Source organism: Pseudomonas sp. R84, from assembly GCF_009834515.1.
Lineage (GTDB): Bacteria > Pseudomonadota > Gammaproteobacteria > Pseudomonadales > Pseudomonadaceae > Aquipseudomonas.
In genome coordinates this window covers 5,094,144-5,108,031 of sequence record NZ_CP019426.1, presented here as the reverse complement: position 1 = coordinate 5,108,031, position 13,888 = coordinate 5,094,144, and the positions used below count along the sequence as shown (strand labels likewise).

The following is a 13,888-nucleotide window of genomic DNA, read 5'->3' as shown; positions in this document are numbered from 1 at the left end:
GCTATCGTCTCAAGGATATTGATCATGACTGTTGCGTCCCGCCCCGTTGTGCAGATGTTCGAGCAAATATTTGGTGAAGCACAAATCACAGAAAACGCCGGGCTGGAGAAGCTGAGGTCTTATCTCGAGCAGGGCGGTTCGATTTTTCCGCTGGTGGAAAAAGGCGCTCAGGCCTTGGTCAGTGAGCACCAACTCAGTGTGGGCGACGCCCGCCAGCTCATCCGGCGGGCCAACAGTTACGTCACGTATATCCGGCGTGAGTTTATCGAACACACTTTAAAGGGCGATAAAACCATACAGACCGGTCCGTCGAGCGGGCTGCTGTCGATGGTTGATGGCCCGAAATACGAGATTATCTTCCCTACCCGATTCGATAGCATGTGCCCCCCCGAGGCGTTGGAATCATGCATCTCGCCCGTGGCATACCTGATCGATCTGTTGCGCTGGGTTCTACTGCGTATCGAACCTAATGGTGACGCGAAAGAAAAGCTCCTGCTGCATGACCGCCGTACCGACTTGAAGTTGCTGTCTGTCGACGGGCCAGCGGTGCATCAGGCGGTGTCGTCGGTCGACATTATCATCGCGGTGCTGGAGAAATTCATCACGGCAGAGCAACCAGGGTCAATCGAAGATGCCTTGATCACCGCGCGCTATCCCAACGGCCTGCCTTACTATCAGCATTGGGTCACGATTGACGGTGTGGCGCGCTCCAAAGGGCTTTCGGTGGGCGATTTCGACCGCACCATTGATCTGTCCTATCCCTATTTTCTAACGTCGGTTGTCGGTGCTGCCCGTAACACTCGGGCGTTGGCGCATGCCTCGCGGCTGGGCCCATATCAGCGAAATCTGCTGACTGAACCTATGTACGATTTATCGCATGCCGAGACGTTTTACCGAGACAACTTCGATACTGACAAGTCTGATTGGAAGACCTTCAACCAGGTCAAGTATTTCGGTGAAGCAACCAAACTCGGAGCGGTGGAGATCGAACGATTGTTATCGGTGGGTGATTTTGCACCGGTGCGCTCGAGGAACATCGACTATGTCGACAATACGGACTCATTTGCGGAAAGTGCGCGTTCTGGCTCCGTTTATATCAATGCCAATGTGCACCCCGGTATCCATATCGACTACGCAGAATTCAACACGCTGACGGTTAAACCCGAGACCTTGGCAGGTCTGACTGCAATCGACCGGATGAACCGCAAACTGCGCCTGGACATCTGGCTTGATTTGCCGAGCGACCAGGTGGATGCCCTGTTGACGGCGGCAATCAGAGCTGAAGCTCGTAGCACTACAAGTGAGCCGACATGGGTGATATCGGACAGCGTCGTGCATGCGTTGGGGTTGTTCCAGCATTTGCGCGAACGCTATCGCTGCACGGCGGCGGATTTCGCTGTCATTGTTGACCAATTATCGATCTATGGTCGTGGCGAAACCCTTTCGCAATTCGATCAGATCTTCAATGGTCAGGGGGCATATCGCGAACCCTTGAAACTCGGTGATGGATTGTTCCCGGTGACGCCGGTACCCGGTGTAGCCGATCTGACGATCAGCCAGCTGTGCAATGGCTTGGGTATCGATCTGCAGACCTATCATTATCTGGCTCTGGCGGTCGCCGGCGCACACAAGTGTGAAGAAACCTTGCGTCTCACCCCCGCGATCGTTTCCAGTTTTTGTCGCCTGGTCATACTGCCGCGGCTGTTTAACATGACACCGGTCGAAGGTGTATTGATGCTGACGTTGTTGGGCGGGCAGCAATGGGTCGATGGCCTGGCAGGCGTGCCGGTGATCAACGCCTCGGCGAGCACCAAACCGGATGTGCTGAGTCTGGTCGAAGCCATGGACACCTGTGTGCAATGGTGCGAGCAAAGTAATCTGTCGGTGCTCTGGATGTTGCGACACATTGCCGTACCGCAGCGGGTCAGCATGGCGAGCGAGTCGGACCTGCAATTCTTCGATCAAATCACCAACCTCCTGCCAGCTGCGCGGCTGTCCAATAATGCCTTTTTGACGGCAGGCGTTACTTCTGTTGGCGTGGTCGACTGGATGGACTTCCTGTCGACCAGTAGGGGGGGGGGAGCTCTCGTCGATCATTACGGACTGGTGTTGCCCTTCGCTGGAACGCCAGAGGCATACGAGGCTGTCGTGCGCACGAAACTCCTGTGGGTTGTGGAAAATGCTTTTGGTGGGTTCGACAAGTTTGTGCATGACACCCTCGTCAACACAATGCTCACAGTGCTTTTGCAGGCCCGGGATGCTCAATTATCACTGTTGAAGGAGACGTTGGCCGTCTATGCCGGGATCCCGGCCGGGCACGCCATACCGATATTGAGTTGGGCGAATTCAACCGCTCACTCTTTTCTGGATCAGGTGGTTGCGCATATTGAGCAGGGACGTCGTGACGCTGGCGGTCCATTGTTCGATTTATTGGCCGAAGTGCGGCGGCGCAGTGAAGTGGCCATGACACTGAACCTCAGTGCTGAATTATTGCAGGACTACGTGGATTACGGCCACAAGGTCTGGTTTGGCAAGAACCCGAACGCTGAGCCTGAACTCTCGGTGCGCACTCTGTACTACTTGAGCACGCTGACGCGCGCCTTCGATCTTGGCCAGCAACCGCCACAAAAGCTGCTGGATTACCTGCGCGAGGTCAATGCCCTGCCTGAGATCTCAGGGAATGCATTGTGGCTGGCGCAACAGGCCTCGGCAATCAGACTGGCTGAGTTTTTCGGCTGGAGCGCGCAGGAAGCGCGCGACTGTCTGAAACACATCGACCAGTCTGGAAATCTGGTGCTCGGAGGTCTCATCGAACTCGATCTGTTGATGCGTGTACGCGTGCTGTCAAGCAAAACCGGCATGGACGCATCGACGATTTTCCAGATCGGCAATCTGCCTGAGACGGTGGACAAGGTGGCCTACGCCAAGGCCGCTGAGCTTGCCTTGCTGAACGAGTCCCGACGCCAGGTACCACTGGTGCATGCACCGGGAGACCTCAAGGCATTGGTCAAAACCAGGTCTGAAATCATTGACAGCAACTATTTGATTGCAAAAAAAGCTGATGAAAAAGCTACCTATAAAGTGACTGTCACAGATGCTGCAGACACCCCCCTTTCGGGTGTCAACGTTAACTGGCAAACCACATTAGGGACCATGCGAAACATAGCAACCGATATAAACGGTGAGGTCGAGGTTGAATACAGGCCTGGCGAGGTCATGGGAGTAGACCAGATCCTTTACTGGCTGGACTTGTTCGCGCCCGAGCCTGTCGCCCCCGTCTATATCAACTTTGATGGCAGCACCATGGGGTTTCCCAGTGAGTTCAAATCCCCGATACCGCTGGGGATAGTTCCCCGAGGGCAGGAAATCGAGCTTTACGCAACGGCGGAAGACAGATACGGCAACCTCGGGAAAGACGTGCTTGTGAAATGGTTCGTGGAAAGCGTGCCGCCATCGAAAATCAATGAAGCGATCATCCGACCGGCTGATGGATTCACCAATCAGGAAGGGGTGACGCGCGTGGTCGTCTCCAGCCCCACCGGCGGGACATTCGTATTCAGTGTGCGTACCGATGGTGGCGAAATAGAAGCCTATTTCGAGCCCATCACCTTTGCCGGCATGAAGCCGAGCAATGAGCAGCGTGGCCTCACGGCCATTTGACCCAGGATTTTGTCTCAGGGAGCACGGATCATGGATTTGAACAGCACTGGTGATTTGCTGGAAAAACGTCGTTCGGCGTTGCTCGATTACTGCATTGGAAAGGTCAACAGGCAAAAGTACCCGTTCCTGAAAACGCCGGAAGATCTGTTTGAATTGCTGCGCATGGATCCACTGGACACTTATGCCAGGCAAAGCTCATGGGTCGCTGAAGCGATCAGTTGCGTGCAGCAGTACATAAATGCGGTGCATCGCAAACTGGAACCGGGCTTCACCAATTACCAAGTGCCCGCAGAGCATCTGGCGCAGTGGGACCTCTACAGCAACTATCCGGACTGGGCAGCAGTACAACTGATCAGCCTCTACCCGGAAAACTACATCACCCCGTTTGTCCGCCAGCGCAAGACCAGCCTGTTCAAAAACCTTGAAAACGACCTCAATCAAACGCGCTTGAGTGTGGATTCGGTTCAGGCAGCGATGCGCGGATATTTGCAAACGTTCGAGCAAACCTGCGATCTGGATGTTCTCAGTTGCTACATGGACGGAGATACGCCTGAACGTGCCGATTATTACTTCATCGGGCGCCAGCGTGTGCAACCGTGCCAGTACTTCTGGCGCAGGGCACAGATTGAGCTGACGCCGACCTGTACGGCGGTCAACCCGGCGGCGTGGAGCGAATGGCAAGCCATTGAGGTTCAGCCAGCCAATCGGGTTGTGGATATACGCCCGGTGTTCTGGAATGGCCGATTGTGTCTGGTCTGGGCGGAGTGGCGCGAGCCGGTCGCCGGTAAAGACAAGGAAGAGTCCATAGACGGCAAGCTGGATATCAATCTGGCTTTCATGACGCAGAACGGGCAATGGTCGGCACCCTTGATTGTGCACAGTTCCGCGTATTCAAGGAGTACTGATGAAGGGGACAGGTTTTCCTTTACTGCCATGGTGGCGACGGTGCGCACCGATTCTGTGGAACCCAAAGGGACGCTGGGCATCCTGTTCGAAGGGGTATATGGCCCTCATGAAGTGTCGGCGCGTACGGTTCACGACGTACTGATGCGCCCCGTGACATATGACGATGGCGCGTGGCTGGACAAGGCGAGGGAGACGCGCTTCAAGACTCCCGAGACCGTTCAGCATCGACTGCCCAGCCAAGTAGAAATTGTCAGCCGGGTAGAAGCAGGCGGTACGATGGCCGCGTTTCTGGGGTTGCACGTCACGGCACGACGTGAAGGTGAAGGTGCGGCGGGTCAAGATGTACTGGTGGTGCGGGGATTTTGTATGCCCACGGGCCAATCGGGTGACGCTAAGACGACCGTTAAATTGCAGTTGTTGAATAGAACAGATGATGATCCGCTGGACGTCGAGGCGTCTCTTGCTATTGCTGGTAACTGGTGCGTGGACGCCTCGAAGGAGTTCACTCGAGCGAAAGGAACCTGGTCGAAGGAAACCACGTTCGCTCTTGACGCCGGAGCGTACGGCATCAAGAAATTCACACTGAATGTTGCCAATCTGCTGGATTTCATCCCGCCCACTCTGGTGAAGAACACCGTCGATGCCGCCCAGTTTCTCTCATTCAACCAATCGTCGCTAAAGCTGCAATACACCCGCTTGAATTCGCAGATTGGTCCGGAACTGGTCTGGCGCGCCAATATCTCGGTGGAGGCGGTGTTGCACTGGGACACCCAGTTCATGCATGAACCGCCGCCGACAGGCAGTGATTTCATCGAGCCAAACGGTGCTTTTGATGGTGCCAACGGGCTGTTTTTCTGGGAATTGTTTGTTCATTTGCCGCACCTTGTGGCGACACGCCTGCGTGATGAGGAACGTTATCTTGAGGCGCAACAGTGGCTGCATTACATTTTTGACCCGCAGGCGATCAAAGAGGACGCCTCGCTGCCGGCTAAACCGCGCTATTGGCGCAGCCGACCCTTGGGGATGGATGAAGGCAATGCCGGCTGCGAAGCGCTGGCTCCGGCCGACCCGGATGCCATCGGCTATTCGAAGCCAGTGCACTTCAGAATACTGATGTTTACCGAGTACGTTAAAAATCTGATGGCGTGGGGGGATTGGTATTACCGCCAACTGACACGAGACAGCCTGGTGGCGGCCAAACTGTGTTACGTGCAGGCTGGCTTTCTGATGGGCAAGGCGCCCAATGCTCGGGCGGTGAGTCATTGGCAAACCGATACGGTCGGCAACCTGCTGTTGCAGTGTGGCACGCGTCCGGCTCTGGAAACATTCGAACAGACATTCAACTTCAGTCTGGCCGATGTTCCGTCCGGCTCAGATACTGCGCCGATGCTTGGGCTATTGGCCTGCAAGCCATTCAAAATTCCCATCAATCAATCGTTGCTCGACCTGTTTGCCGCGCCGCAGCAGCGCATTTTCAACATGCGTAACAACCTCTCGCTGGACGGCAAGCCTCTGGACATTCCCTTGTTCAGCCCTGCGACTGATCCGAATCAATTGCTGCGCGATCTCGCGGCGGCCGGTGCCGCCGGCCCGAGGCCTTTGGGAGGGCGGTTGGTGGTCAACGCATTCCGTTGGCGCGTGACATTCGAGGTTGCATTGCGAGCCGTGCAAGCACTGCAGGATTACGGTAGTCAGGTACTCAATCTGCTTGAGCGTCGCGACCGCGCCGAGCAGGAAGAACTGCAGCAAAACCATCTGGTGGAACTGGGCAGCTACGCACAGACAGTACAAGAGCAATCCATCGCCCAGTTGGAGGCGAGCGTAACGGCTCTCGAGCAGAGTCGTACGGTGGCACAGGAGCGTGCTGATGTGTATGCACAGCGCTTTGTCGAACACGTGTCGCCAGTTGAATATGAGGTCATGGCCAGCCTGAATCAGTCGAAGGTATTGGCGTTGACCGCAAAGGTCATCAAGCCTGTAGGGGCAGTTCTGGCGTCGTTTCCAAACGTTTTTGGCCTGGCCAACGGCGGCCATCGTGTTGAAAAAATCACCGATGCCGTGTGTTTCGGGCTGGAAATCGCCTCGTCGCTGTTGCAAATCGATGCCGATAAACAGTCAACCACTGAAGGCTATCGCCGTCGCCGAGATGAATGGAGGTTGCAACGCGATCAGGCGCTGGCGGAGGTCAGTGCGATCAACGCACAAATCGAGGCGCAACGGCATGCGGTGGCGGCTGCCCTCGCCAACCTGGCGCAAACGCTGCGGGCCAACGGCCAGGCATTGGAGGTGTACAACTTTCTGCAAAAACGTGCGACCAATGCTGAGCTGTACGGCTGGATGATCGGTCAGCTCAAGGCGTTGCATTACCAGGCCTACGATGCGGTGCTCAGTTTGTGCTTCAGTGCCCAGGCGTCTTTGAGTGCCGAAACCGGCGATTACGAAACACAGTTGCCGTTGCAGCAGTTCTGGCTGGATCAGCGTCATGGGTTGACGGCTGGCGAGCATTTGCGTGCGTACCTCCTGCGTATGGAAAGAGAGTACCTGCAACGCAATGAGCGACGGTTGGAACTTGTCAAGACCGTTTCGTTGCGCCAATTGTTCGATGATGAAATTGACCCTCAGCCGGGTATTGGTAGCTGGACGGATGCGTTGACGGATCTGCAAACCAATGGCTCGCTGGAATTCAAACTCACACAGTTGCTGTTCGACCGCGATCACCCTGGACATTACTGCCGACAGATCAGCGCGGTGGAGATTGATCTGCCGGTTCTTACCGGGCCTCACGAGGATGTGCACGCCTCTGTGGTTCAGCTCGGTAGCATGACGGCCACCAAGGCAACGTCGCAGTCGGTCAAGTACTTGCATAACGTTGAGGGGGGTGGGGCTCCTGTCGAGGTGCAATTCAACCTGCGCAGCGGTCAACAGATCGTCCTTTCCAAGGGCATTGCCGACAATGGTCTGACGGCGATGAAGCCTGATGAGGGCTTGCTCAATCCGTTCGAAAATACTGGTGCGGTTTCCAACTGGAGATTGAGTTTCCCTTGGGCCGCGCAAGATTCCCAGGCGGCAATGCTGCGCTCTCTGTCGGACGTCGTGGTGCGCGTCTACTACACGGCCAAGGCGGGTGACCCGGCCTTCGGGCGGCACGTGGAAGACTTGGTCACCACGGCTAAAAAAGCGCGTGCAAAGCGTCAACGTCAAGGAGCGAGCCGCCATGAGTAAACCAGGGATTTACGCCAACGAAAGTCTGATTCGAAACGGTGAGTTTCTTCAAGGACTGACTCATTGGAATACGTCGGGGGCAGCTGCCAAAGAGGCAGAGTTGTGGCAAGGGTTCCTGACCCCCTTTTTGTCGATCAAGAATGGTGGCCGGGCAAGTCAGCAATTGCGGATACCGCAGAATCCCGGTGAAGACGCGCGTTATACGTTGAGTTTCATGTGCGAAACGAGACACGAAAAATCGGGCTGGGTGCGCATCTGCAAGGGTGAGGAGGAATTGCACCGGGTCGAACTCAAACCACACAGCCCGCTTGGTCACGCACAAGGTCAGACCCATTGCGAAGCCGGGCAACCATTGGCGCTGGACCTGAAACCATACAATTTGCCTCTGGGGGGGGCGTTCGCTCGTGATGACACGCTGCGTATCGAGATTCACAGCCCGCTAAATGACGCGAATGATCGTTACTCAAAAATCTGCATCACCCAACTGGACATCCAACTGCAACTGGATGATTTGAAGCTGCAAGCGGTGCAACTGGATCAAGAACGCCTGACGTCAGAGCAAAAGGTGTATCTGTGTGTGGGGGCATCGTCGGCAATGGATCAAAACCAATTGCCGATGCTCATGCCTCACCAGTTGTCGTTTGAGCCCGAGCCAGGCAATGCATGGCTAGGTACCAAGGCTGCCTTGATCAGCACAGGCAATCCGCAGGAGGCGGTCGTCGTGAAGCCCGATTGGGGCGTCGATCAACTTTTGACATCAGCGTGGTCGATTGATGTTCCGATGATCAATGTTCCACTGCCCTACGAGTTTTCGCTGAGCTTGCAGAACCAGTACCGCGCAGAAGCCTTTCCGATCTGCCTATCACTGGGGCATCACCGTTTGGTCTTCAGGGAGAAACTCGAAGCGGCGTATTACCCGGTGCTGGAATTTGAACAACGTGTGCGACTGGGCGTGCAGGTTATTTCTTACTACACCTCCCAGTCCATCGAGGGCTGCACGGTGAACTGGTCGCTGGCGGGGGGCAGAGTGACAGCTGCGTCCAATACCGATGAACAGGGCTGGGCTTACTACGACTTCGAGCCGAAGGAGGCGGGGGAGGCGGTTATCGAAGCGTCGGTCGAAAGCCTTTATTACGCCAGTGGAGTATGGACTGAAAATTTCAATGTGCCGGTATTGGCCCACGACCCATGGAAAGATCTGCGCGCCGTGGTCGAAGGTAAAGAGACGGCCTGGGATGCGCAAGGTTATCCGAATCGTGGAAGCTCTCATGAGCTGCGGGTGCGCCTGCCGCTACCGTCTGACAGTCCATTGTCGGAAAGCGGGTTTTCTTTGCGCTGGATTGGCGAAAGCCCTGAGCAACTGGGTGTCGATGTCACGCCTGCGCTTGAGGTTCCGGTAGAACGCACTGGCGCTGATATGGTCTGGACCCTGAGCAGTGAAGATAAGCGCGACGGTTCCTTCAAGCTGTTTCTGGTCTGTTCGAAACTGTTGTTGCCGTCACCCGCCAAACCGATGTCGCTGGCGCGTAATCGGGTCAGGGTGGGCGAGGTGCGCGAAGCCAACAAGTTCCCGGTCGTGGACGAAGCCGAAAGTGTGTTGCTACGGCTGCAGGCCGTGCATGAGACGGTCAGTGGTGACGGTGATCCGGTCAGCAACGCCTTGGTCGAATGGAGCATTCCGGATGGTGAACCGGTACGCGATGTAACCGGATCCGGTGGTTGGGCGAGTTTGCTGTATACGCCAAAGACCGCTGGCGAACTGACTGTCAAAGCTGTTCTCAGGGCCCATGATGATGATGCGGCATCGATTGAGCACTACTTCAGCGTCTCGGCCATCGCCACGAGCCCTTGGAAAAGCCAGGTCAGCATCTGGATCGACGACACCGATGTTCAAGGCAATCCACTTGGTGTGCTTTGTCTGCGTGGAAAGACCCACACGCTGAAGGTCGTGCCCATTGCCGGCAGTGAGTGGCTTGACCAAAAAATAAGCCTGCACTGGCGGGGTGACAAGGATCCCGGTATCGGATTGAAACCCGCAGAGCTGACAGTGCCCAAACCGTTGATAGAGAGCGGAGTGCAGTGGGAGCTTGTTTCAGACAAAACCGATAGTCACAGCAGTTTGTTTGAGCTTGAACTGCGACTTGAAAATCTGTCGAGCGTACGCGAGTTGTCAGGACGCCTGCTCGCCGAGGACCTGAAGGAGGAAATAGCGCTGATGCTCGATCAGGTGCAGTCCTCGTTGGACGAGCGCAGTCTGTATCCCTGTCTCAAGGCTGTTCACCGCTTCAGGGTTTTACCCCATGCGCTGAGTCCTTTGGTCGGGCTCAAGGCATCGTTGATCTGGACGGGCGCATCCGCTGACTCATTGAATGCGAAGGTTGATCCGCGCTGGGATTATCCACAGACATTGAGCGACGGCGGTGCGACCTGGAAGCTGGACTTTGAAGGGAGCGAGAGGCCGGACGAATTTGCCCTCGCGCTGGTCTTGCCGCAGCTCCAATTCGAAGCGGTCGCCAAGCCGATGGTGCTGGACCACAACAAACTCAGGATTGAGGCGTGGCGTGAATCGGCGGTGGATCCGGTCATGAACCAGGATGCGGCGTGGATGTGGGTGCAGGTCTACTCGCATCACACTGAAAAGCCCGTTGATCAAGCGCCCGTAAGCTGGACAATCGATGCCGAACCGCGAGAAATCCACACCACGGTGGATGGCTGGAGCGGTTTCGAATTCAAGCCGCAAAAAGCCGGCGAACAGTTGGTGATCGCGACCGTACTCAGTCGCTTTGACGGCTTTGAAGAGCGTCGTCCGATGACGGTCAACGCGCTGGCAAGCGATCCCTGGGATGGGCTGATGGTGAGTTTCGACCTTCAGGACGAACAGCCAGTGGGTACGCAAACGTTCTTCCCCCGGCACAATCTCCAGCATGTATTGAACGTCACCGCGCCGAGCAACAGTGCCTTGGTGGACAAGTATCTGACGTTGGCAATGACGGGCCCCGGGCCGGCAGCACTGGGCTTGCAGTTTGAGGAACCAAGGCTGGGTGATCCCCGACTTTTTTCAGAGCTTGGACAGACCTATGCGTTCAAGGCGAACGGCTCCACGGACGGAAGTTTTGGCTTGCGCTTTGCGTCCACTCGGCTGGCCCGCCTGTCCCCCATCATTGCAATGTCGCTGGGGCCGGGTGAACGCGTGCTGAAAATCGCTGAGCGCCAGCGCGTCAACCAGACATTGCTCTGGGGGGATGAGGTGTCGGAGCAAGTCGAAGTGGTATCGGTGATCAGCGGCAGGCCGATGGCCGGGGTGCCCGTGACGTGGCGCAGCCTGGATCTTGGCGAAGTGACAACCACCACCAATCGCTACGGTAGGGCGCGCGTGCGGTTTGTACCGACGACACCTGGTGCAGTGCAGTTGACGGCCACAGTGGGCGACAGCCTGTATTCAGAGTCAATTGCGTTGCCTTATTTCCTGCATCAACCACGGGAAATACAGTCACTGCAAAGTGCGGAACCCAGTGGGCATCCGGGACAGGAAGTTTCAGCATATGTGGTTGTGGTTTCCACGCAGACGGGTGAAGCGTTGCTTGGTGTCGAGGTGGAATATGAGTATCCGGGCATCAAGATTGCCTCGACGAAAACGGACGCTACCGGCAAAGCCGAAGTCAAGTTCAGGCTTCCTCCGGTCAGGGAGGGGTGGTTGCTCGCCACTGTCAAAGGTGGTTATGCCGGATGGGAGGTCAAATCGATAATGTTTACCGCGATTCCAAACTCGGATACCTGGCAGCAGGAGTTCACGCTTTGGCTTAATGACGAAGAGGTGGATCTTGTTGATGGAAAGTTGGTTCTGTCACGCGCCTTGGCCTATGACCTGGAATTAAGGGTCAGGAAGCATAGCTGGTTGATTGGTTGGGCGAGTGTGGCTCTGGAAGACTTCACCGGAGCAGAGGCGCTGGGGTTGAGGTTTGATCCTGAACTGGAAACCCTATATCCGGTGGATGGCAAACCTGTTCATTGGTCCGTATCTGCTGCCACTAGCGGGCCGAATGGCGAATTTACGTTGAAATTGTGCAGCCCCGATATACCTGATCGATTGTTGCCCGGTAAGTTGTTTGATGAATTCGACGTACAGTTCGACAGCTTCCCGAAATTTTTTGGTCACGGCACTTCGTACCCCTGCCTTGGAGCGTTACACGTCTTCAAACTGCGGGCCAAACCTGACAGTTCTTTGTTGGGTGGCTTTGTCAAGTTGGAGTGGGAAGGAGAAAGTCTTGGTGTTCAAGTAATGCCCGCGCTTGATGAGGAGCAACAAGTTGATCTCGAATGGTTGTCTTGGACGCTGATCTGTCGTGGTATCACGGAGAGCGGAACAATTTCATTGAAGCTTAAAACCACACGCGGCGGCGATTGGGAATCTTTGCCATTCGCTATGTCACTGGGACATAACCTGGTAACTGCTGAGCGGTGGATGACGAGGCACAGTGAGACAAGGTTTGAGTGGGGAATTCGCGCGACCTCTCCGTTCTCGAGTAACCCCGCTCCAAACGTTGTGGTTATGGTGAGCGGAGTGGGGGTAACGCCTTACCCTGTTAAAACGAATGAAGCGGGGGAGTTCGTTATTTTTAACTCCGGCGCGTCGCTCGGTCTGACAATCCAGAATCCTTATGATGGGAGCGTTGTTCCATAGCACCTTCTCTTACAGGCATTTACGCCCTTTTTAAAAAAAGGGCGTTTTTCCATCAATAGCAGCCAGCCTTCTTCCAGCTCAAATATTGCGTCACCAGTTCGGCCCCCAACTCCGCCGGCCGAACATCCACCACCGGAACCCCATGAACACTCAAGCGCTCATGGAGTTCTGCCCGTACGTTCAGGTAATTCACCGTCCCGCAATAAGCTAGCGCTTCGGGCAAGTTTTGCACCGCTCTTTGGCGTATCGAATCCAGCGCCTCTTCGCGCAGGCTCGCCACCAGCACCCGGTGTTGCGCGCTCAGGCGTTTGACCGCATTCAGCAGCTCATCGTCGTCTTCATCACGTAGATTGGTCACCAGCACCACCAGCGCCCGGCGCTTTTGTCTGGCCAGCAGTTGATTGACGGCCGCCTGGTAATCGGCGGGGCGCTGGGTACTGCCCAGGTCATAAACGGCGTTGAGCAATACGTTCAGTTGCCCGCTTCCTTTGACCGGCGCCAGATAACGCGGCTGATCACCTGCAAATGTACTCAAACCCACCGCATCACCTTGGCGCAGAGCCACGTAACTGAGCAGCAGACAGGCATTGAGTGCGTGGTCGAAGTGCGACAGTTCATCATCCTGGCTGCGCATGCGGCGGCCGCAGTCGAGCATGAAAATGATCTGCTGATCGCGCTCGTCCTGATACTCGCGGGCAATCGGTGTGCGCTGGCGCGCGGTGGCTTTCCAGTCGATCTGGCGCAGGCTGTCGCCTTCACGGAATTCGCGCAGTTGATGGAATTCCAGACCCTGACCGCGACGTTGCCGTTGGCGTACGCCGAGTTGACTGAGCCAGTTGTCCACTGCCAAGAGTTCACCGCCGTAGAGACGGGCGAAGTCGGGATAAACGCGGGTCTGGTCGCTGACATTGAGCCGGCGTCTGCCAGACCATAATCCCAAAGGGCTAGGCAGGCTGACTTCGCAATATTCGAAGCTGAAATGACCGCGCTTGAGCGGGCGCAGCCGATAACCGAGCAGGCTGCGCTGGCCCGGTTGCAATTCAGTCGACAGCGGCAGGTTTTCGAAGCTCAACCCTTCTGGCGGGTGGTCGAACAGTTCAATGTGCATCGGCTCGCTCAAGTCATGTTCGACTTCCAGACGCACTTCACCCCAACGGCCGAGTGCCAGACTGCCGGGCATCTGTCGAGTGACGCGTGGCGTCGGCAGACGTTTGAGGCGCAGCGCATCCAGTATCGCCAGGGCCAACAGTGCCAGCAGCAAACCCCAGTTGATCGAGATCAGGCTCGCCGGGATCTCGATCTCCAGTGCGCGCAACGTGCCCAGCACAATGCCGATGGCCAGCAACAAGGCCAGCCAGATCAACAGCAGTTTCGACGGCTTCATGCCTTCACTCCGTGTAGGAGCTGCCGAAGGCTGCG

Annotated in this window: 4 protein-coding genes; 3 read left to right on the top strand and 1 reads right to left on the bottom strand. The window is 56.2% G+C overall.

The window, feature by feature from the left end:
* Positions 1-24: 24 nt before the first annotated feature.
* The 3 genes from PspR84_RS22615 to PspR84_RS22605 are packed head-to-tail and all read left to right on the top strand — an operon-like array spanning position 25 to position 12,469.
* Positions 25-3,660 (top strand): Tc toxin subunit A, encoded by a 3,636-nt coding sequence (locus PspR84_RS22615; protein WP_160059199.1) that lies wholly within the window; start codon positions 25-27, stop codon positions 3,658-3,660.
* Positions 3,661-3,690: 30 nt separating this feature from the next.
* A complete protein-coding gene (locus PspR84_RS22610; RefSeq protein ID WP_160059198.1) occupies positions 3,691-7,788 on the top strand; it encodes a neuraminidase-like domain-containing protein in 4,098 nt (1,365 codons plus the stop codon).
* A complete protein-coding gene (locus PspR84_RS22605) occupies positions 7,781-12,469 on the top strand; it encodes an Ig-like domain-containing protein (RefSeq protein ID WP_160059197.1) in 4,689 nt (1,562 codons plus the stop codon). The genes PspR84_RS22610 and PspR84_RS22605 overlap by 8 nt, the downstream gene beginning before the upstream one ends.
* Before the next feature lie 52 nt (positions 12,470-12,521).
* Here PspR84_RS22605 and PspR84_RS22600 read toward each other — a convergent pair whose 3' ends face one another.
* Complete coding sequence (locus PspR84_RS22600) at positions 12,522-13,853, bottom strand: DUF58 domain-containing protein (RefSeq protein ID WP_160059196.1); 1,332 nt, start codon at positions 13,851-13,853, stop codon at positions 12,522-12,524.
* Between the last annotated feature and the right edge of the window lie 35 nt (positions 13,854-13,888).